Here is a 22826-nt window from a genome sequence, read left to right as displayed (position 1 = left end):
GAAAAATCATGGAGGAGAAAAGCCTCGATCATTTAGCGACCGAGGCTGGCATTGTCGCCAGCTATATTAATGCTTATGGAAAGCCACAAGCGATTCCAACGGAAACCCGACATCGATTATTAGAGGCAATAAGTGTAAACAAACCGGCCAACACGCCGGTATCACCCTTGCCGCCGGTAAAAGTTTTTACTCAAGGACAGAGCTTCACTATCACGCTAAAAAATGAAGAGAACTACCAATGGCGGATACGAACAGAAGAAGGAGAAGAGTTTCAGGGACATTGCCGCCATAAACTGATACTCCCTAATACGCTTACACTGGGCTACCATTGCCTCACTCTAACGCAAGGAAGCCAATGCTGGCCTATGCAGATTATCGTGGCCCCCAAACGCTGTTATGAGCCAGATTCCCTGTTAAAGGGAGAAAAACTCTGGGGTGCCTGCGTGCAACTCTATACTCTGCGTTCAGAAACCAATTGGGGAATCGGGGATTTTGGTGACCTGAAATACATGCTAAAAGAAGTCGCGACACGAGGTGGCTCCTTCATCGGGCTGAATCCGTTGCATGCCCTGTATCCAGCCATGCCAGAAAGCGCCAGTCCCTACAGTCCCTCTTCACGTAATTGGCTCAATATCATTTATATTGATGTTAATCAGGTTGAGGATTTCAAATGTAGTGAAGAAGCACAGATATGGTGGCAAAAACAGACAACGCAGAACATGTTACGACATGCCCGCAACGCGGAATGGGTGGATTACACCACCGTTATGGCGTTGAAGATAGCAGCGCTGCGTCTGGCATATCAACAGTTCAATACCCGTCTAGAACTTGATTTTCAGCAGGTGTCTTTCCGCCAATTTATTATTCAAGGCGGAGAGTGTCTTTATTATCAGGGAGTCTATGATGCCCTGCACTACCAGCTATACGCTAAAGATAGTGCCTGTTGGGGCTGGCCAGCGTGGCCGGAAAAGTACAACAACCCACACAACGAAGCCGTACAAGCGTTTTGCCAGTCTCACGCGCAGGAAGTGGAATTCTTTCTCTGGCTACAATGGCTGGCCGATACTCAGCTTGCAGACTGCTTTGCACAGAGCCAGACAAGTGAAATGCCGATTGGACTTTACCGCGATTTGGCTGTTGGCGTAGCCGAAGGAGGAGCAGAAACCTGGTGCAACCGGGCTGTCTACTGCACCAAAGCGTCCGTGGGAGCGCCACCGGATGCTCTGGGACCACTGGGTCAAAACTGGGGCCTACCACCGATGAATCCTCATGTTTTGCAAACCCAGTCTTACCAACCTTTCATTAATTTGCTGCGCACAAATATGACCTACTGCGGCGCGTTACGCATTGACCATGTTATGTCGATGCTCAGGCTTTGGTGGATTCCCTATGGTGAAACTGCCGACAAAGGGGCATATGTACACTACCCAGTTGATGATCTGATGGCAATTCTGGCACTGGAAAGTCAACGCCATCGCTGTATGATCATTGGCGAAGACTTGGGTATCGTGCCGGAAGAAATTGTGGGCAAATTGCGCGACAGCGGCGTTTATTCTTATAAAGTGTTCTACTTTGAGCGTCATGGCAATGGGGAATACCGCGCACCTGAGAATTACCCGACACAAGCAATGGCGACCATAACCACTCATGATTTACCTACTTTGCGTGGATTCTGGCAAAGCGACGATTTGACACTTGGGGAATCTCTCAAGTTATATCCGGATAAAGACCTGCTTCAAGAGTTATATACCGAACGTCAAGCCAACAAACAAGGGTTATTAGAAGGCTTACATCGCTACGGCTATATCCCAGAACACATCAGCCACATTGCAAAAGAGGTAGCAATGTCACCCGTGATAAATCAGGGATTACATCGTTATATTTCTCATAGCACTTGCTCACTGCTGGGGTTGCAACCCGAAGATTGGCTGGATATGGATAAACCTGTCAATGTTCCAGGCACAATAATGGAATACCCTAACTGGCGACGTAAATTGAATACCACATTGGAAAGCATGTTCGATGATGATCATGTCAACCAATTGTTGAAAGATGTGGATAAATGCCGTAAAAAAACAGGAACGGCCAGAGGCTAATTGCCGTAACGCCTATTTCTCCTGCGAAGGCGTTACCCTTTCCAGCTTAATAACTCCGATAAGCTGATAATCTTCAAGGGTGGTTTTAATCTAAACTATCCTTGAGATTATTGACTTTTGTGCCTCAACTATCACTGCTAAGTTTTCATTAATGAGAAAACAAATTTAATAAAACCCGTTTTTAACTATCAATATGTTTTTTTAAAATCTGGAAAAAATGGCACGCACATCATGAGAAAACAGATAAAAACTTTAATCATCAAAAGTAAAAATAAGTGATTAATGATTTTTTAAATCGGGTAAAAAATCAGATGCCATACTGACATTGAAAGATAAAACATTAAGATAAACGGGTTTTAAATTGATTAATGATATGACAAAATGACAGCGTTAACCAAATAACAAAGATATGATATTAAGACATTTAACAACATTAAAAATGATTAAAGAAATGGGCTTTACTCTTAATACCATTAGCTGATCTGCTAACCTTTCTGGTTTTAAACCTAAAAAATCAAATACAGGAAAAGTAAAAACAAGAAAACCTGAATATCAGTTTAATAAAAATAAAAAAGTTAAATACGTCTCAGAAAACGTAAAAACGGTTAAGTTTATAGTAACTATTCACAGAGAGTTGAAAAGAAATCAGTACATAAAAGAATATTATCCGAATAGATTGATATTCAGGTACTTTCTCACCGTCATTTTACCAAGCAAGCCATAAATCTATAGTCCCCCCTTTTTTGCAATCCTGATTTTGATTTATGTTGGGATTGCGTAAGTTCTATTCAGCGCCTGCTGAACCTAAAAAATCCGTCGGCTTCAAAAAACCATTTTTTATGTCAGGAGTGAGTGATTATCAACCAGGTAACCAAATAGGGGGTTTGATTAAGAAATGGATAAAAACAATGAATTACACTTTTATCATTTTATTAAAAATAATAAAAAAACGTATTATTTTTAGTGGCCTAATAAGCAATGTTAATGATTTTGATGTGATTTTATTTTTTGTTTTATTTTGTGATTTATATCATATTTTTAACGTAATTACAGGGATAAGTTACTTTAAAGATAATTATTTAAGTTATGCCGATATTAATTATCATATTTTGTTATCTAATTCCGTGGATTATTTTGAGCAAAGTGAGCCAGGATAAGCAATGTTATTGCAGGTTGATAGATAGCCGTCAGGTAGAAGATATTGTTCTCTACAATTGAATGGCTCCATAAATAGAATCAATAAATCATTACCCTATTTCTCCATTTAACCCTTGATCTACTACACATACACAGGAGTGCAATCTATGGCGACACCGAAAGCCATTAATTTTGTGAGGACTCGACGCTCATCATTAATCGCAGCCATTTTCCTGATGGCAACATCTGCAATTGGTCCTGGATTTATTACTCAAACCGCAACATTTACTGCAACTATGGGCGCATCCTTCGCGTTTGGTATTCTGGCGTCCATCGTAATTGATTTTTTTGTACAGCAGAACATCTGGCGTATTGTGACTTTAACCCGGATGCGGGCTGCGGATATTGCTAACGCGGCAATACCCGGTAGCGGCTATCTGCTGGCAATATTAGTGATATTTGGTGGCTTGGTTTTTAACATCGGCAATATTGCCGGTTCTGGCTTGGGACTAAATGCCTTAATCGGGCTGGAACCCAAGTTAGGAGGGTTATTGAGCGCGATCATGGCTATTTTTATCTTCTCATCTCAACGTGCAGGTATTGCCATCGACCGCATTATCATCGTTCTGGGCGTCGCCATGATCACCCTGACACTGTTTGTTGCTTATGTCTCCAACCCTCCGCTTGGCGAAGCATTACGGCAAACAGTTTTACCTGACAATATTAATTTTGCCACTATCACCACGATTGTTGGCGGCACAGTTGGCGGTTATATCTGTTATGCCGGGGCGCACCGTTTATTGGATAAAGGTGTTGCCGGAATTGAAAATATTCAGGCAGTTTCCCGTGCTGCAACCAACGGTATTTTGGTGGTTGGCCTGATGCGTTATATCCTGTTCCTTGCCATTCTTGGCGTAGTCTCCAGCGGAGTGATAATCGACATCTCCAGCAAAGATGCAAACCCGGCATCACAAGCATTTCAGGCCGCAGCCGGGCAATTTGGTTTACGTATTTTTGGCTTGATCCTTTGGGCAGCAGCAATCACCAGTGTGATCGGTGCCGCTTACACTTCTATTTCCTTTATTACCGTATTTAGTCAGAAATTCACTGAACGTAAGCGCAATATTACAACCATTATATTTATCGCCATCTCTCTCCTGATCTATATTGTTTTAGGGACACCTCCCGCTGCTCTGTTGGTTTTTGCCGGTGGCTTTAATGGGCTGATCCTCCCTATCGGGCTAACCATTTTTATTTATGTCGGCTGGTGTCGAGCAGACCTGATGCAGGGCTATCACTACCCGCGTTGGTTGTTATGGCTGGGAGCAATTACCTGCGCTCTAACCTGGTACATGGGTTTTATGTCTATAGAACCTATCTTTTCGTTTCTGAAAACAGCTTGAGGAAGATAACAATGATGAAAACCATCGATTTAAATAGCGATCTTGGTGAAGGTTTTGGTCAATGGAAGATGGGTGACGATAACGCCATGCTAAGTATTGTCACCAGTGCCAATGTAGCGTGTGGATTTCATGCGGGTGATCCCGCCGGGATTCTTCAAACCCTAAAAGCAGCCCATAAAAATCAGGTCGTTATTGGTGCTCATGTGTCTTATCCCGATCTTGTTGGATTTGGCCGCCGTAATATGGATATTGCCAGTGATGAGCTGATCGCCGATGTTATCTATCAGATCGGCGCCCTAAAAGGGCTGGCAGCCGCAGCCGGAACTACCGTAAGTTACGTTAAACCTCACGGCGCCCTGTATAACACCATTGCCAATAATGAGTATCAGGCACTTGCAGTTATTACGGCGATTCGTGAAGTGGATGACAATTTAGCGCTGGTTGGGTTAGCAAGCTCAAAAATATTGGATCTGGCAAGGGAAAAAGGCTTGTGTACCATTGCCGAAGCTTTTGCCGATAGAGCTTATACCCCACAAGGTACGCTAGTCTCTCGGCGGGAAAAAGGCTCAGTACTGCACGATGCCAATGTGGTCGCTCAACGAATGTTGCAATTGGTGACAGAAGGTGGTGTTGAAGCGATTGATGGCAGCTTTGTACGCATTGAAGCTGACTCTATCTGTGTACACGGTGACAGCCCCGGTGCGGTGGAAATGGCCCGTCAGGTGAAAATGACATTGCAACAAGCCGGAATCACCATACAGCCGTTTATTCAAACGTGTAAATAATTTGGATGGCATCACGCACCGTTTTACATGCTTATTTCAATGCTGCTTGATATCCAGGAGTATTCCGTGCGTTTTCTACCGGTTAATTTGAATGCCATTATTGTTGAACTTTACGATTTGGATGAAACACTGGCTTTATTTGATTCACTTAACGCCAGTCCAATTTCAGGAGTAGAAGAAATTATCCCGGCAGCCAGAACACTGCTGATTCGGTTTCGTCCTCATGTTGTTGCCGCCAGCCAACTTGCCATAGAAATCAACAGCCGCAACCTGAATACACGCGATAGAACAACAGGCAAACTCGTTGAAATCCCAGTGTATTACACTGGTGAAGATCTGGCTGAAGTCGCGGATATCCTCGGAATAACCATTAAAGAAGTCATTAAACGGCATACAGAAAATGAATACACTGTTGCTTTTACGGGTTTCGCTCCCGGATTTGCTTATTTAGTGGCAAATTCTGATGTTTTGCGGGTTCCCCGCCGGATGACCCCACGTGCTCGTATCTCTGCGGGATCGGTAGGGCTAGCAGGAGAATTTAGTGGTATATATCCACAAGCCAGCCCTGGGGGATGGCAAATCATCGGTATCACGCCAGAACGCATGTGGGATCTCTTACGCAATCCCCCTTCCCTGTTACAACCGGGCTTTCGGGTACGTTTCAGAGATAAAGGCAAAGGCACAACAGTCACCATTACCAAGCCTGAAAGCCTAATTGCTCCCACAGATATCATCTCTTCACAGGTTGATAAACACCTATCTCTGGCAATCTTATCAACTGGGATACAAACGCTTTTTCAGGATTTGGGCCGTTCCGGGCAGGCTGGTTTAGGAATTTCTGCGGCTGGCGCACTGGATAAAACAGCGCTGCGAAGTGCAAATCGTATCGTCGGTAATCCTTCCGATAGCGCATGTCTGGAAATTGCGGAAGGTAGATTAAGCTTCATCTCCCATGGTAACGTTATTATCTCGGTCACTGGGGCTAATTGTCCTATCGTTATCCAAACGGCATCTGGCCGGAAGTTTCAAGCGGATAGCTACCAACCTGTTGATCTGAGCGAAGGGGATAAAGTGACGTTAGGAACGCCCAAAGCGGGGGTGCGTTCTTATCTGGCAGTACGTGGAGGTTTTGCGCAGCAACCTATTCTTTCCAGCCAATCTTACGATACTCTGGCGCATATTGGCCCCAAACCAGTTGCTACAGGCGATCTTCTGAATATTCTTTCCGTCACACGTAGTTCCGCGGTATCAATGGATGAAAGCCCGGCTTTCAACATGCCTGCCCCTGACGATATCGTCACACTGGATATTATTCTGGGGCCTCGAACTGATTGGTTCACAGAAGAAGCACTATCTCTGTTACAAAATCAGCTCTGGCAGGTAACACCACAATCTAATCGGGTTGGGATTCGCCTGAATGGAGACACACCGTTATCACGTTTCAACCATGAAGAGTTACCCAGTGAAGGAACTTGTGTCGGAGCCATTCAGGTTCCTGCCAGCGGGCAACCGGTTCTGTTTCTGGCGGATCATCCCTTGACCGGCGGTTATCCTGTTATTGGCTCAGTCGCCAGCTATCATCTTGATCTTGCCGGACAAATTCCTATCAATACCTATATCCGCTTCAATCCAATTAATGAATTTCACGAAATACAGGAAGCGATAACTACTCATGAATAATAAGGATAACCCAATGAAGAAAATTCTGATCGCCAACCGTGGTGAAATTGCTGTCCGTATCATTCGTGCCTGCCGAGATTATGGCTTACAATCCATTGCCGTTTATGCTGATTCGGATATCAATGCACAACATGTACAGTTGGCTGATGAAGCTTATGGTCTGGGGGGAAACAGCCCCGCAGAGACTTATCTTAATATTCCCCAACTACTGGATATCGCTAAACGTTCAGGCGCCAACATGGTACATCCGGGGTATGGATTTCTGTCCGAACGGGCAGAATTTGCCCGCGCCGTCATTGACGCTGGGTTAATCTGGATTGGTCCTGAACCAGAAGCAATTGATATTCTTGGTGATAAGGTTAAAGCGCGTAAAATCGCCCAACGTGTAGGTGCACCACTGGTTCCAGGTACAGAAGAGCCGGTGAAAAATGCAGAGGAAGCCCTGACGTTTGCTGAAAAATATGGTCTGCCAATCGCAATCAAAGCGGCATATGGTGGTGGTGGGCGTGGCCTGAAAATAGCATGGCGACTGGATGAAGTGAGCGAACTCTATAATTCAGCCGTTCGTGAAGCAACCGCTGCCTTTGGACGTGGGGAATGTTTCATCGAACAGTTTTTGGATAAACCTCGTCATATTGAAGCTCAAGTTCTGGCTGATAAGCTCGGCAATGTCGTCGTACTTGGCACACGTGATTGTTCACTACAACGACGCAATCAAAAACTGGTGGAAGAAGCACCGGCCCCATTTCTGACTGACAATCAGCGCCAACGTATCCATCATGCAGCCCGGGATATTTGTACCGAAGCCCGTTATACCGGAGCAGGTACAGTGGAGTTTTTGCTCAGTGCGGACGGAACTATTTCCTTTCTGGAAGTCAATACTCGCTTACAAGTCGAACATCCTATCACCGAAGAGACAACGGGTATCGACATTGTGATCGAGCAATTTCGGATTGCCGAAGGTAAGCCTTTATCATTGGCAACAACACCAATTCCGTCGGGACACTCTTTTGAGTTTCGTATTAACGCAGAGGATGCGGGTAAAGGATTTCTGCCCACGCCAGGAACAGTGACTCTATTTTCTCCGCCTTCCGGCCCCGGAATAAGATTGGATTCTGGGGTTGTAACAGGTTCTGTGATCCCTGGCACCTTTGATTCTCTGATGGCTAAGTTAATAGTCACCGGAAAAACTCGCCAACAAGCTATTGCCCGGGCGCAGCGCGCATTACAGGAATTCAACATTGAAGGCGTCGCCTCAGTACTGCCTTTTCATCAAGCGGTCATGCAGCACCCTGATTTTATTTCTGATGATACATTCAAGGTCCATACCCGTTGGATCGAAACTGACTTTATCAACCAGGTAAAAATATCTCCGCGTCAGGAAAATCATTACCCAGAAAAAGTAACCCGCACTTTTATCGAAATTGATGGCCGTCGTCATCAATTGGGACTCTCCACCGAATTATTGAAAAAACTTTCATTGTCCAATCCTGGACAGAATTCGATGACTAAAAACGCCACTAGCACCGCTGAAGAAACAATCACCACACCTAATCAAGTACCCGCTCCAATATCCGGCATTTTACAATCTTGGTATGTACAGGAAGGTGATGAAGTTAAACAGGGTGATGTCATTGCGGTGATGGAAGCAATGAAGATGGAAACACAACTGACCGCACATCGTTCTGGCAAAATTAATATCTATGCAGAAAAAGGTTCTTATCAACAGGCAGGAAATGCGTTGGCGAGTATTAATGAGGATTAAATTTGAGAATATTAAATAAAATTGAGATTAACAAAACAAAAGTATTGACCTTCACACTGATGTCAAGGATTAAATTAACCTGAGAAATAAAGCATCAGAAGAAAGCAATATATTATGGATAGCCATATGAAAAACAAAAATGAGGATATAGCCTGATGAGAGAAAATTCATATTCTAGTTGGTTATCCGTTATCGTATTATCTTTAGCTGCTGTAATTTTTGTTACAGCAGAATTATTGCCTATAGGTATCCTACATGAAATAGGAGATACCTATAAAAAATCTGTTGGAACAATTGGGTTAATAGTCACTGGCTATGCATGGGTTGTTGGGATATCCGCCATATTCTCTACATCTTTATTTATAAATATTGAACGTAAGAAACTATTGCTAAAAATCGTCATTTTAAGATGATCAATTCACCATTCTTTGATTACCATTTCATGAACCAAAGAGTGTTGAATACTTATTCAATCATCTTCTTTCCCCATCTTTAGCCCTATTTCGATAATAAATTATCCCAAATTGAGGCATAGATAAGTGTAAACCTTCCCATTACACTGGTTCTTTTGGAATGTCATTGAACCAAAGGTGTAAAGGTGTTATGTCAAAAACTTATCTTGCATTTGAAAAACCAATCTTTGAGTTGTATGAAAAAATTGATGCGTTAATAGCGTATAGACAAAAATGTCATCCTGTACAGATTGAAATAGAAGAAGAAATCAGTCTACTGGAGAAAAAATGCCAGTCGTTAACGCAATCTATTTTTTCCTCCCTTAGTGCCTGGGAAATTGTTCAGTTAGCAAGGCATCCCATGAGACCTTATACATTAGATTATATTGACCTGATTTTTACTGAGTTTCAGGAATTGGCTGGTGATAGGATGTTTGCGGATGATAAAGCAATAGTGGGGGGATTAACACGGTTAGATAATCGCCCGGTCATGTTGATCGGGCAACAAAAAGGCCGCAGTACAAAAGAAAAAGTCATGCGTAATTTCGGAATGCCTTCACCTGAAGGTTATCGTAAAGCATTACGTTTGATAAAAATGGCGGAACGCTTTCATTTGCCTATCATTATTTTTATTGATTCTGCCGGAGCGTATCCTGGAATTGGCGCGGAAGAACGAGGACAATCAGAAGCGATAGCGCGTAATATTATGGAAATGTCTCGTATGAAGACACCAATTATTTGTGTCATCACAGGAGAGGGGTGCTCCGGTGGCGCCTTAGCTATTGGAGTAGGTGATCGCATTAATATGTTGGAATACAGTACCTATGCTGCGATATCGCCGGAAGGCTGTGCATCCATTCTATGGAAAGATGTACAAAAAGCCCAATTTGCCGCAGAAACCATGGGAATGACAGCCACTCGTCTTAAGAGTTTAGGTATTATTGATAGCATAATTCCGGAGCCTTTAGGCGGTGCTCATCGCAATTATCAGCAGACTGCCGAAAACCTTAAACAGCAACTTATTAAAGATTTATCAGAGTTAAGTTTGTTAGATACCGGAAAATTGGTTGAAGCCAGATATCAAAAAATTATGGCGATCGGCTATTGTTAATATGAATGCCACGCAGCTAATCATGGAAAAAAGTTTTATCATGGAGAGTATATGAGCATTGACCTTAATTTATTAATGGTTTTTATAATGGGTGCAACACAGGGAAGTATTGCACGCGCGGCAGGACAGCTCTCTATACCTACATCCAATGTAGGCTACGGAATTAAACAGTAAGAACTGTCGCTTGCTTGAGCGTACAACCAGACGCATGCGTTTGACAGAACAAGGGTTAATCCTATTACAACGAAGCACAAAACTGTATGCAGAATTAGATGAAACAATAAATCAGATTACTCATTCTGAATTATTGTCAGGGACTTTGCATATGACGATACCTGGTGAGGTGGGGAGCGAATTATTGGCAAGTATCATAGCGCAATTTGCTTTGCAACATCCCAAAATATCCATTCATTTAAAATAGATGCTCAAGGCACAAGATACCGTTCAATCTTAAAGGCGATAAAGAAGCTATACTGTTGTGGTTTACTCTCAGCTACGAACTCTTGAATGACAAATCTAAGGTTCAGGTTAATGATAACAAACTCACAACAGCATCCCTGATGATCAGTCAGGAGACTATCGCTTTATAACTGTGATAATCAAGATATAAGGTTAATTAGAAAGTCAACGGAATCAAAGAAAGTTAAGATCACGGCGCTAGCTTTAAATCTTTTTAATGACATTGGTATCAACTCAACTAATCTTTATGATATAAATTCATGTAAATCTATTTTTACTAATGCACTATTTTCAGCAAAAGAATTAGGATGCAATACTATATTTATACCGTATTTACGTAAGAGCATAATAATTTCAAAAGTTGACATAAAACATAGTGCAGATTTTTTACAATGGTGCTGCGATCAAGTACATCCTGATTTTATTATTGCATCAGAGAATATATTATCCGTCGGACACAGCAGAGAATTATTTAATTTAGTTAACAGGAGTAATTTTAAATTACTTTTAGATCCTGCTAATTTTTTAATGCATTCATAACATCAAGTTATTATTTTTATGAGTTAACAGATTTAATATTTAATCAGATTCATATTAAGTCTCCTACAAATATGGCATTAAACAAGTTGCATAGTGATTTCATTTTAGATTTAAGTCAGTTAATAGTGACCCCAGGGTTTTTATCAAATAAATTCATTTATTTTTCAGGAAATGACTATAGATTTTCGGACACATCATTCATCATTTCTGATATTAATTGGCTCAAAGAATATTTTCACTCTAAAAAGGAATCTTAATATGTATCGCACATTTACTGGCTTTCTATTCGATATGGATGGAACTTTAGTTGATTCTACGGAAGCTGTTCAGAAAACATGGCTAGTTTTTTCTCAAAAATATCACTTAAATTTTAACGATGTCATAGAATATCCAAATTTATAGAAAGAAAAGAAATTGATAACACAGATAATATTACAGCGATTCCAGGAGCAAAGGAATTACTTAACTGCATTCATTCATCACATTGGGTATCGTTACGTCTGCAAATAAAGAATTAGCTCAAAGGCACTTATTAGCCGCAGGATTACCTTGTTCCAAAAAAATTATTTCCTCTGAAGATGTTAAATCAGGAAAACCTGATCCAGAAGGATATTTATTAGGTGCCAAATTATTAGGTTTACGTATCGAAGATATTTTAATCTTTGAAGATGCTACAGCAGACATTATTGCAGCATTATCGAGTGAGGCAACCTTGAGTATTATCGGTAATTGTCATTCAGCTTGTAATTCAGAATGGCTAAAAATTCCCGATTTTACACACATATCAATAAAATCAATTGAAAACCAATATATTGTATCTACCAATTAAGTTGATATATTTTAGGCAGGTATCAACCATTACAATGATTTTACCTGCCACAATTGCTTTACCAAATCAACTTTACCCATAAGCTCACTTTATTTTGTAACGCAAAGTTTTATTGAAATAGACAATCTTCCAGACGAAAAAATAAAAAAGCCATCGACTACCTATTTATCAAACCATTTAATTTACTTCAATTAAAAACCAATAAAAACACTTAATGAACAAATGACACATCCTTATTACTTCAATGAACACATTAAATAAAACCATTATTTTAATTCAACCAACAACAATATTATTTTCTAAACAAACAATACTATTTATTTAAAAAATCAAATCATTCCATAACCGCACAATAATTAGGTATATATTTCCACCTAATTTAATAACATTAACACATAATATTTAAACAATATCATTGTATAAAAATCATTTGTTAACTTTACAATCACTCATTAAATCAAAAAATCAATTATAAATTAACATTAATTCTCCAAAATACCTTTATATATAGATTGACATCACAATTTCAATATTACTCAACAAGACAATAATATTAAAAATTTGCAATATTCATCAGATACAATAGTATTGCAAATAAAAAAATCTGCTCTTTATACTCTTTTTTTAACTTTCTATGAGGAAATAAATCCAGAAGAGTTGCTTAAATAAGGGAAAAAGACTAATCACTCTAACGACCTATTTAACAAACGTTATTGTTACAAGCCATTCTTATGAATGAACAGCGAGCACAGGAGCACACAGCGGAACGTACACGTAGTACGTGAAGATAACTCACATCGCTCTCCACGATAAAAAATGGCAAATTAAAAAGCCTAATCGGACGGGCTTAACCATGGTAATAGTAACGGGTAAATAACAAGGAGAGAAGCGTGAAAACAAATGATTACGAGTTGATCACTGCGCCAAACAGTGTACCAATAAAAATGTGGACTCATGGCGTCCCCGTCGAAGCAGAGGCTAGTGAGCAGTTATTAAACACGGCAAAAATGCCCTTCATATTTAGTCATTTGGCAGTAATGCCTGACGTCCATCTCGGCAAAGGCTCAACTATCGGCAGCGTAATCCCAACACATAAAGCAATTACTCCCACAGCAGTGGGGATAGATATCGGCTGTGGTCTGGGGAATAAAGAGAATTTCTATTCATGCAGTCACGGTGCAGGACGGGTATTAAGCCGCACAACAGCAAAAAAGCGTTTCACAATAGAGGATCAGAAACGCGCCACGGCCCACGTGGAATGCCGTAAGGATAGCGACGTAATCGACGAAATCCCAATGACCTACAAAGACATTGAGGCGGTAATGACTGCTCAGTCTTCACTGGTAGAAATCGTTCACACCCTGCGTCAAGTAGTTTGCGTAAAAGGATAACAATATGAAAGAAAAATGTGACGTCGGTGACACTATGAAACAACACATACGCCAAAAGCTGGCGCAACTTGAAACAGAACAGCAAATACGGATACTTTATGCCTGTGAATCTGGTAGCCGTGGTTGGGGATTTGCTTCAACAAACAGTGACTACGATGTACGTTTTATTTATGTACATGCCCCGTCATGGTATTTACGCGTTGATCCACCGCGCGATGTGATCGAATTACCGATCAACGACGAACTAGATATCTCTGGTTGGGAACTACGCAAAACGCTGGGACTACTGAAACGGGCCAACCCAACATTGATGGAATGGGCAGATTCACCAGTCGTTTACTGTGAAGACCTGGAGTTTATGACGGCACTACGCGCCCTACTACCAGACTATTTTTCCAACAACAGAGCGCGATATCACTATCTATCCATGGCGAAAAAAAACTTCCGTGGTCACCTGCAAGGTAAGGAAATACGGCTGAAAAAATACCTCTATGTACTGCGCCCCTTGCTGGCTGTTCGTTGGATAGAAGCAGGTAAAGGCGCACCACCGATGCGCTTCGATACTTTGCTAGCCGCAACTATCGAGGATGCAAATCTGATGCAGGAAATACAAACTCTGCTTACTATCAAACACAAAGGCAGCGAAACGGATTTTGGTCCACGTTTTAAGCACATCCATAAATTCATCTGCCATGAGCTGGATCATTCATCGACTCGTTGCAAGTTAAAAGACGAAAGATTCCTCTCAGACACCAAATTAGATTTACTTCTGATGCACACAGTATTCAACAATAACACGGGAGGTATATGTTAAAAAACGACTGAAAAAACGGTACAAGGGGTACAGCATTTCAATGACAAAAGTTGAATGATTACAACAGGTAATAAAGCAGAGTGTTACGCCATTATTGACTTGACAGCCAGTAACCTAAAATAAGTTACTGGCTAAATTCCCAGTTTGATCAAACCTATCTCTATTCACTATTCCCTCTGAATCTAACAAGAAATAATTTAAGGCAATTTAGCTGCCTGACGGCGTAAACCGCTAAATATTGGCTCACTGATATTCAACGGGAAATTTTCTGGTATAAGTGCTTGTACTTCCTCAATGACTCTCTCCGTTTTTTGTTTCATTTCTGACATCATAGCTACCACTTTTTCTTGTGAGTAATTGACTGCTTGAGCTGTCGAAATAAAATGTCTGGGTAATATATGATACCAGACAAAATGACGATTTTTTCCAATTAGTGCCATCGCCATTTTCGCTTTTTTCCTGGGAATACCGCCAGAATTCATCAAAGGGAACGCAGACAAAATGTCATATAGTGGTGTCATTCGATAGGTATCTCCAGGTTCCAGAAATAGACTATAATTCTTTGCATGGCCATCAATAGCGGCTAACATCCAGAATAAAATCTGACTCTTAAAAAAGATATCCCGATCTTCTAATGCCTGTTGTGAACCAATTAAAAGCTTCATAGACTCTTTAATACTAGGTCCCCCTCCTGCCTCATATTTTAATGCAGGCGCTATCCCCAATGCCTGACAAAAATCCTCCTGAGGTAAGCGCATTAACCAACTTCGATCCTTTGACCAACGGCGATCAAATCGCTCGACAATTAAAACCTTTTGTTCCCCGAAATTCGTTAGTTCCGATTTTGCTACCGGTAAACCAAATTTCTCAGCAATTTTCAAACATAACCACTCATTCTCACAACTTTCTCTTAAATCAATATTATTAACTGAGATATATCCTATAGGAAGTTTGATAATATGACTGGTTGGTGTAGTACCATAGGGCCGATGCCATTTATTCTTATACCAAAACAGCGCAGTCTTTTCCTGAGCACCAGCAATAGAGATACGAAAATCATCAAATTCAGATTCCATTCCCAAAGGTGCAGATTTATACCCTTGAAGTAGGCGCTCAATTTCATATTCACTCAATGGCTCAGCATGAATTTCTGTCACAGAAGCCACATCATAGCCTTCAGGATAAAGCTGAATCGCACCAACACAATCGGCACCTATGTGTGAAAGTAAATCAAAAGGTTGTTTTGTCGGTATATGAAAATGAGACTGAATTCTGCTACGAATTTGTTCATTATCTGGAAGTAGATTATCAAAAAAATTATAAATAACATCTCCACGATAAGGTTCACTCTGTAAAGGAAGAGATAAAGAAATCGCACGTGCACCCGGACGGGACAACCAGCTTTCATGGTAAGTAAACAACATCACACCACCAGCAGATTTCTCTAACAATCCGGCAACAGTTCCGTTAAGAGCAACGACGAGTTTATTCATTACTTACCACTCCTGATCCCAACCTTGTTGATCATGCAAACCCTCTTGGTTTTGGCTGTTATTAGAAGATGATGACCAGGCATGTAACAACGCCCCTCGTTTAGTCACCTGGAGTTCCAAATCCAGAGCTGCGAGCAATTTAAACAGTGTTTCAAGCCTAGTTCCATCAGGATAATTTTCAAACTCTGAAACCGTTGACTGTTTAATGCCAATACTATCAGCAACTTTATCCTGACTTAATTTGCGCTTTTTACGCTCATTACGCAGAGCATGCGCTAACATTTTTGCAGATGTGATACTCATATTATCCCCCATAACGGATTTTCATATATTATCCCTTATCAGGGATAAGTCAATTTTATCCTATTTAAGGGATAATATAGAACCCATCCCCTTTAAGGGATAAAATTCCATTATGATCACAACAATAAGCAAAAAGCATTATAAACTCATACAAATATCAAAATAATGATATCATTTAACTGATATTATTCTGATGCATTGGTAAAGCACACCTTACCAGATGTGCTTTATACTTCAGACTATAATCTGATAGATAATTCAATATCTTTAGCAAAGGGGACAGAAACATAATTATCACTAATACGAACATAATGACAATATTCTGGTGCCCAATCTGCATTATCGGCCACGATCAATGTTCCCGTGTGCATACGATCTTCTAACATCATTAAAATAGGGTGATAAAGACTTTTTGCGCCGTCTAATAGAATAAAATCAATTCCTTCTGGTAAATTCTGCCCTAATGTCTCGATAGCATCTCCCTCCCGAATCTCAACTAAATGTTCGACACCCGCCTTTTCCATATTTATACGTGCTTGTACCACCTTTTCATATTCAAACTCGGTACTAATTACCTTGCCACCACCATTGTCTTTAACGGCTGCGGCCAAATGTAGAGTAGATATTCCAAATGAAGTACCAAATTCAATTACCGACCTGGAATTATTAGCTCGACAAAGTATATACAGTAAATTGCCTGTATCCCTTGATATTGACATATAATGATCTTTAGCTCGAGTATAAAATACTTTATAGTTCTCACCACCTGCTTCTTTCATCAATGCTTGCTGCTCGGTTTCGGGTAGAGCACCCAATGTTTGAAAAAGCCGGGCTTGAGAATTGTCAGATTCGGAGAAAAGTTTTTCTAATATTGTGCTCAATGGATGAGTGGTTAATGTATTCATCATATTTCCTCTATGTATAAATAGTTCCGCTAACTATTGAGTGATAGAATACGAGTAATTATTCAAATTTAATATTCGCATATCAGGAAAAAAATTATGCAAAAGAAAAATTCTCCTGTTATTTCAATTAGAAAGGCACCAAAACAGACACGCTCTATGCATTTAGTTGCAAATATTCTGGAAGCCGCTACTCGCATTTTACTCCAAGAAGGAGTCCATTGTTTTACGACAAGTCGAATAGCAGAAAAAGCGGGAGTCAGTATTGGATCGTTATATCAGTATTTTCCCAATAAGCAGGCCATTCTTTTTTCCCTGCAAGAAAACGAATGGAAACAAACTCAGCAAGACTTAGCCAATATTCTATTTGATTTCACTATTCCACCACTACAACGCCTACATTTGGCAATAAAAAAATTTTTTCATACAGAATGTGAAGAAGCGGTATTACGCACAGCACTATCCGATGCAGCACCTTTTTTTCGTGATTCATATGAAACAACACAGCAAGAAAAAGAGACCATGTTACTTGTACTAAGATTCATTAATGAAACTATTCCTAATATAGCCGATGAGCATCGATATTTTATCTCTAAGTTACTTTTAGAAACGATGTTATCAATAGGAGAACGACTTGCCAGTCATACAAATTCGTTTGAAGAAGTAGATAAATGGGCTGAAGCTGTAAGTGATATGTTGTGTTATTATATTGAAAATAATATACCCAAGGATTATAATAATAAATTAAGGTGAGAATTAATTCCCTAACATTATAAGTTAAAATATTTAATTTATAACGCATTTTTTAGAAAGGAAAAATACTGCTCATACGCCATACAGACTATTTTGTATATATTTTCACCCCCCTCACTGTGAGAACCTAATGTCAGATAATAATTTTTACCTTGATATTTTTGAAATACAATCCATTCACCTGTAATAGCTTTATTTTTAATTCTTTTATCATATGCACCAATGGTTAATTGATAGGCTAGGTAATTAATAAAATCATCATCAACATACCCTGATTTATTATTATGAAATGCCTTATTTATTATCTTACCCATATACTTGTCACTACCCCATTTATTTTTAATATTTTTAAAAATAAATCTGGCATCAGTAAAATGCGCTTTCATTAATCCTTTTAATGGCTCATAGAGAAATTCCCCTTCATCTTTAATACACGAGGATTACATCATTCATTCAAGAAATTTAACCCTATCTGTGACATTAAAAATATTAATAACTCCCCCGTAATATAATTGCATAACTTGAGCAATAAACACAGAACTTATTCGTGATAAATCAATATCACAGAACCCTAGTGAACTATTAGCAAAATATAATAATTCATTTCTACCAAGAGAGATTTTCATCATCACTTCACCTATACTAATTTATCTACTGAAATATCTGTTCCCTGTAGATGTTGTACTCCGTCTCATAAAAAGCTAACCACAATATGCATAGACACATAGACAGTACAATACTTATTTCTCTCTTTTACCATCAAATTTTTTAGCCATATACGACCACAATCATGCAACAAGGCAAGAAATGTATTCATTGTTCTTGCGAGCAGTCTCACATCATGGACAATAGAGAAAAAACTTTAGGTAGAAAATCAATGACTAATTTTTCTTCAATGGCCGCGTTTTTGTGGTCAGTAGCCGATCTTTTACGCGGTGATTTCAAGCAATCTCAATACGGACGCGTCATTCTGCCATTTACAGTATTACGCCGTCTTGAGTGTGTGCTCTTGAGCTTTTGCTGCCTTCACTAAATGAACAAAAAATAATTGCAAACTTTCTCGATATAGAAACTACCCAAATCGACCAACTTATCGCCAAACAAAAACAACTCATTGAACTTCTGAAAGAAAAACGGCAGGCGGTAATTTCTCATGCGGTGACTAAAGGACTAAATCCTGATGTAAAAATGAAGAACTCCGGCATTGAGTGGCTTGGGGACGTGCCAGAGCATTGGGATTTAGTTAAATTTAGCCACTGCGTATCCATCCGAAACGGCTTGGTAGATCCCACTATCCCAAAATATTTAAGATTTTGGTTAATAGCACCTAACCACATAGCAAGCGGTGAAGGTCGGATTATGGAATTGGAAACTGCTGAAGAGCAAGGTGCTGATAGTAATAAGTACCTATGTAAAAAGGGAGAAATAATTTATAGCAAGATACGGCCCGCCCTTGTAAAAGCTTGCTTATGCCCAAGCAACAATGTGCTATGTAGTGCAGACATGTATCCGATGACGGCAAAACTAGGGTTAAAAAATGAATATCTTTTATGGTTCTTACTTTCTTCTGTATTTACTAGATTTGCTGTAAATCAAGCCGATCGGGTAGCTATGCCTAAGATAAATCGCGAGTCCCTGGCTGAATGCAAAATTCCTTATCCATCTCCAGAAGAACAATCAAAAATAATTAATTATTTACAAACTATGACAAAAAGAATCGATACAACAACAGCGCAAGCCTTAAATTGTATTGAACTAATGCAAGAACGCCGTTCCACCCTAATCTCCGCTGCGGTCACTGGCAAAATCGACGTGCGCGATTGGCAAGCAGCTCAAGGATGTCGCATGAGTCATATTCAGTTATTCCGCAAATACCCGTTATCTTTCAAGTTGCCTCTTTGTTGGCTGCACTCACTCACCCCGGTCACATAGTTATCTATGCTCCCGGGGATTCGCTCCCTTGCCGTCGCGATGCATCTTGAAATCCATAGGGTATAAACATGATCTAAACAAGGCAAAAATTATTACTGAACACACTTATCAGGAGAATTAATTTTGGTATCTAAATCCGCAGAACTTCTGTTCCAAAATGACATTATCGCCAGCTTGCAATCTCAGGGCTGGCTGTTGGGTATTTCGGCCAATTATGACCGCAAACGTGCCTTATACCCGGAAGATGCACTGACCTATGTGCAAGAAACCCAACCCGATGCCTGGGAAAAGTTCTGTAGTATTTATCCAAAAGATACTGAAACACACTTCTTTAATGCCATTGAAAAACACCTGAACAACTACGGTACGCTTTGGACACTGCGCCATGCGGTAAAAGACCGGGGTGCACGGTTTGAGCTTTGCACTTTTAAGCCAGACCATGAACTTAACCCAGATTTAATGGCCCGCTATAAAGCCAACCGTCTGCGCGTAGTACCGGAACTAATTTACTCTCCTAATATTCCCACGTTATCACCAATGAAGCGCTGTCCAGTCAGTACTCACAGCAGTGCGGGCAGAAGGCATTGGTAAAAAATACTTAATTCAACACAGCGCGGGTTCAGGTAAATCCAACTCTATTGCCTGGCTGTCGCATCAGTTAGCCACACTCTATCGACCAGATGGTCATAAAATCTTTAACTCAGTGATTGTGATTACCGACCGCACGGTACTCGACAACCAGTTACAGGATACTATTTACCAGTTTGAACATACCTCCGGTGTTATTAGTCGTATTAACCACGAAGAATCCGGCAGTAAATCGTCACAACTGGCAGAGGCGCTTTCACAAGGGACACCAATTATCATTGTCACCATTCAAACCTTCCCACATGTGCTGAAAGCCATTCAGGAAACCACTGGCTTAAAAGGTCAAGCCTTTGCCATTATCGCGGATGAAGCGCACTCCAGCCAAACCGGCAGTACAGCACGCCAGTTACGCGAAGTGCTGATGGCCGAGAAGATTGATAAAGAAGAGATAGACAGTCAGGACATGATAAACGCCACACTGGAAGCGCGTCGGGGCTCATCGGATATCAGTTATTTTGCTTTTACAGCTACACCTAAAGCGAAAACGCTTGAACTGTTTGGCCGCCCGCCTCACCCAGATATGCCATTGGCAAATGACAACAGACCAAAGCCCTTTCACCTCTATTCTATGCGCCAAGCGATTGAAGAAGGTTTTATTCTTGACGTGTTGAAGAATTACACCAGCTACGGTCAAGCGTACAAACTGGCACTAGAAGCAGAAGATAAAGAAGTCGACAGCAAAAAAACCAAAACTAAGCTCAACAAATGGGTTCGCCTGCATCCGCATAATATCGCCCAGAAAGCACAGGTGATCATTGAACATTTCCGTGAAAACGTGGCAAAGCTGCTTAACCACGAGGCTAAGGCAATGGTAGTGACCAGCAGCCGATTGGAAGCCGTAAAGTACAAGCAGGCATTTGACCGCTATGTCACTGAAAAAGGTTATAAGCGCCTCACCGCTATGGTAGCGTTTTCAGGTGAAGTGGTTGATGAAGGAGAAAGCTACACAGAGAATTCAATGAACCCTGGTCTGAAGGGACGCGATATGCGTAAAGCTTTCGATACCGATGATTATCAAGTGATGCTGGTGGCGAATAAATTCCAAACCGGCTTTGACCAACCGAAACTAGTAGCGATGTACGTCGATAAAAAGCTTAAAGGTGTGGACTGTATCCAGACTTTATCACGCCTTAATCGCACCTATCCCGGCAAAGATACCACTTACGTGCTGGACTTCGTGAACGATCCGCAGGACGTACTAGCTGAATTTCAAGAATATTACCAGAATGCTGAGTTGATAACGGTATCAGATCCCAATCTGGTCTATGCCATTTACCACAAACTCAACGAGCAGCACATCTGGCAATGGAACGAAGTAACGAACTTCTCTGATGCCTACTTTGACCCAAAACGTGGACCAGAAGCGTTAACGACTTACTGCAAACCAGCCGTGGACCGTTTCACCAAACGTTATCGTTCAGCCATGGATGTATTACGTGATACGCTCTCAAGCTTAGAGCAGGCAAAACAAAGTGGCGATAAGACTTGGCAAGTGAACTGTGAACGCAGCCTAAACCAGGCACGAGAAGCGAAAGATGTGCTGGACACCTTCAAAAAGGATATGAACAGCTTTACCCGCTTTTACGAATTTGCTTCACAGATTGTCGATCTACATGACGAGGATCTTGAACGATTAAATGTTTTCGTCCGACATTTGCTGCCTCTGCTACGCGAAGAGCGTCTGGATGACGATTTGGATATCAGTCAAATACAACTGACTCATTACCGTTTGTGGGAAAAACGTACTCAGGATCTGAAACTTCAGGCCGGTGGCGAAGGGTTAAAAGGCATTACCAGCGTAGGTAGCTCTATCTCACAACGCCCCAAAGATTTGCTTTCGCACATCCTTGAGCAAATGAATGACCTGTTTGGAGCAGAAACTACAGAAGGCGATAAGCTCACATGGCTGTACGGTACTGCAACTAAAGTCTCTGAAAATGAATCTGTTATGGCACAACTATTGAATAACAGTGTTGATCAGATCATGCATGGTGACTTTCCTAACGCAGTAGAGAGTGCGGTTATAGAAAGTATGGGCGCTTTTGAAAAACATTCACATGCGTATCTGTCTGATCCGGAAGTCTCACAACGAATAAATCTGCTTATTTTTGAGGTGTTAATGAAAGGATTGAAGAGAGAATGAGTTTTTCTTAACTAAAACAACTATATTGTTAAAAATCGGTAAGGATGGAATTGCATCAATAAATCAACCAATGATGATCACCATTTTGATGTTTTGATACTGGGCAAAAGAAGAATCTTGCCCAGCATAGAAAGTTCTTGTAAAAAACCTCAAAAATTCCTTTACAAGCAATAATATAAACCAACAAACA

Annotated in this window: 17 protein-coding genes and 2 pseudogenes; 15 read left to right on the top strand and 4 right to left on the bottom strand. The window is 40.6% G+C overall.

Going from position 1 to position 22826, the window contains the following annotated elements:
* The first annotated feature begins 8 nt into the window (after positions 1–8).
* From malQ to C5469_RS17445, 11 genes are all read left to right on the top strand, one after another.
* Positions 9–2096 (top strand): 4-alpha-glucanotransferase, encoded by a 2088-nt coding sequence (gene malQ / locus C5469_RS17495; RefSeq protein WP_166309439.1) that lies wholly within the window; start codon positions 9–11, stop codon positions 2094–2096.
* A gap of 764 nt (positions 2097–2860) precedes the next feature.
* A complete protein-coding gene (locus tag C5469_RS17490) occupies positions 2861–3253 on the top strand; it encodes a hypothetical protein (protein WP_166309437.1) in 393 nt (130 codons plus the stop codon).
* 147 nt (positions 3254–3400) lie between these two features.
* Positions 3401–4636, top strand: a complete 1236-nt coding sequence (locus C5469_RS17485; protein ID WP_166309435.1) for an NRAMP family divalent metal transporter — start codon at positions 3401–3403, stop codon at positions 4634–4636.
* An 11-nt stretch (positions 4637–4647) separates the two neighbouring features.
* Positions 4648–5421: a LamB/YcsF family protein gene (locus tag C5469_RS17480; protein WP_166309433.1), complete on the top strand. Its 774-nt coding sequence runs from the start codon at positions 4648–4650 to the stop codon at positions 5419–5421.
* A 66-nt stretch (positions 5422–5487) separates the two neighbouring features.
* The gene (locus tag C5469_RS17475) at positions 5488–7101 is read left to right on the top strand and encodes a 5-oxoprolinase/urea amidolyase family protein (protein ID WP_166309431.1); all 1614 of its coding nucleotides are present in this window, start codon (positions 5488–5490) and stop codon (positions 7099–7101) included.
* Complete coding sequence (locus tag C5469_RS17470; protein WP_207629130.1) at positions 7094–8866, top strand: acetyl/propionyl/methylcrotonyl-CoA carboxylase subunit alpha; 1773 nt, start codon at positions 7094–7096, stop codon at positions 8864–8866. Before C5469_RS17475 ends, C5469_RS17470 begins: the two co-directional genes overlap by 8 nt.
* 155 nt (positions 8867–9021) lie before the next feature.
* Positions 9022–9279: a hypothetical protein gene (locus tag C5469_RS17465; RefSeq protein WP_166309427.1), complete on the top strand. Its 258-nt coding sequence runs from the start codon at positions 9022–9024 to the stop codon at positions 9277–9279.
* Positions 9280–9469: 190 nt separating this feature from the next.
* Positions 9470–10429: an acetyl-CoA carboxylase carboxyl transferase subunit alpha gene (accA, locus tag C5469_RS17460; protein WP_166309425.1), complete on the top strand. Its 960-nt coding sequence runs from the start codon at positions 9470–9472 to the stop codon at positions 10427–10429.
* A 1483-nt stretch (positions 10430–11912) separates the two neighbouring features.
* Positions 11913–12257 (top strand): HAD-IA family hydrolase, encoded by a 345-nt coding sequence (locus C5469_RS17455; RefSeq protein ID WP_166309423.1) that lies wholly within the window; start codon positions 11913–11915, stop codon positions 12255–12257.
* Between the two features lie 890 nt (positions 12258–13147).
* Positions 13148–13648: an RtcB family protein gene (locus tag C5469_RS17450; protein WP_166309421.1), complete on the top strand. Its 501-nt coding sequence runs from the start codon at positions 13148–13150 to the stop codon at positions 13646–13648.
* A 4-nt stretch (positions 13649–13652) separates the two neighbouring features.
* Positions 13653–14462 (top strand): nucleotidyltransferase domain-containing protein, encoded by an 810-nt coding sequence (locus C5469_RS17445; protein ID WP_166309419.1) that lies wholly within the window; start codon positions 13653–13655, stop codon positions 14460–14462.
* Positions 14463–14659: 197 nt separating this feature from the next.
* Here the strand turns inward: C5469_RS17445 and C5469_RS17440 are convergent, their stop codons facing one another.
* The 3 genes from C5469_RS17440 to C5469_RS17430 form a co-directional block, all read right to left on the bottom strand.
* Entirely contained in the window at positions 14660–15955 is a 1296-nt protein-coding gene (locus tag C5469_RS17440) for a type II toxin-antitoxin system HipA family toxin (RefSeq protein WP_166309417.1), read from the bottom strand.
* Positions 15956–15958: 3 nt separating this feature from the next.
* Positions 15959–16258 (bottom strand): helix-turn-helix domain-containing protein, encoded by a 300-nt coding sequence (locus tag C5469_RS17435; RefSeq protein WP_242689511.1) that lies wholly within the window; start codon positions 16256–16258, stop codon positions 15959–15961.
* Positions 16259–16497: 239 nt separating this feature from the next.
* Positions 16498–17163, bottom strand: coding sequence for an O-methyltransferase (locus C5469_RS17430; RefSeq protein ID WP_166309413.1), 666 nt, complete (start codon positions 17161–17163; stop codon positions 16498–16500).
* A 96-nt stretch (positions 17164–17259) separates the two neighbouring features.
* On the opposite strand from C5469_RS17430, the gene C5469_RS17425 reads away from it, so the two are divergent.
* A complete protein-coding gene (locus tag C5469_RS17425; RefSeq protein WP_166309411.1) occupies positions 17260–17913 on the top strand; it encodes a TetR/AcrR family transcriptional regulator in 654 nt (217 codons plus the stop codon).
* Positions 17914–17951: 38 nt separating this feature from the next.
* On the opposite strand, the gene C5469_RS17420 is transcribed toward C5469_RS17425, so the two are convergent.
* The gene (locus C5469_RS17420) at positions 17952–18299 is read right to left on the bottom strand and encodes a hypothetical protein (protein ID WP_166309409.1); all 348 of its coding nucleotides are present in this window, start codon (positions 18297–18299) and stop codon (positions 17952–17954) included.
* Between the two features lie 491 nt (positions 18300–18790).
* Here C5469_RS17420 and C5469_RS17415 point away from each other — a divergent pair.
* From C5469_RS17415 to C5469_RS17405, 3 genes and pseudogenes are all read left to right on the top strand, one after another.
* Positions 18791–18922: pseudogene (locus C5469_RS17415) on the top strand (type I restriction-modification system subunit M N-terminal domain-containing protein); the annotation flags it as partial.
* A 179-nt stretch (positions 18923–19101) separates the two neighbouring features.
* Entirely contained in the window at positions 19102–19845 is a 744-nt protein-coding gene (locus tag C5469_RS23715) for a restriction endonuclease subunit S (protein ID WP_339414571.1), read from the top strand.
* 120 nt (positions 19846–19965) lie between these two features.
* A pseudogene (locus C5469_RS17405) lies at positions 19966–22636 on the top strand (type I restriction endonuclease subunit R).
* The last annotated feature ends 190 nt before the right edge of the window (positions 22637–22826 follow it).

The sequence above is a fragment of the Photorhabdus cinerea genome, from assembly GCF_011189575.1.
Taxonomy (GTDB): domain Bacteria; phylum Pseudomonadota; class Gammaproteobacteria; order Enterobacterales; family Enterobacteriaceae; genus Photorhabdus; species Photorhabdus cinerea.
The sequence above is the reverse complement of the archived record's forward strand: the minus strand, read 5'-3'. Positions and strand labels throughout refer to the sequence as shown.